At 53.2% G+C, this 235-nt stretch carries 1 protein-coding gene; it reads left to right on the top strand.

What is annotated here, in order from left to right; translation table 11 throughout:
- The coding region (locus N8M09_RS11115; RefSeq protein WP_261065253.1) for a hypothetical protein at positions 1 to 235 on the top strand (235 nt) is incomplete at both ends.

The raw sequence follows: 235 nt of genomic DNA on the forward strand, positions 1-235 counted from the left end.
GTCCTCGCTGATGCTGACGCACTTGTGGATGCTGACTCAGATGCTGTTGTGCTTGCTGATGCTGACGCACTTGTTGACGCTGATTCAGATGCCGATGTGCTTGCTGAGGCTGATGCACTTGTTGACGCTGAGTCAGATGCCGATGTGCTTGCTGAAGCTGATGCACTTGTTGATTCTGACTCAGATGCGGATGTGCTTGCTGACTCTGAGGCACTTGTTGATGCTGAGTCGGCGC

The sequence above is a fragment of the Streptococcus mitis genome (genome assembly GCF_946190375.1).
Lineage (GTDB): Bacteria > Bacillota > Bacilli > Lactobacillales > Streptococcaceae > Streptococcus > Streptococcus mitis_CJ.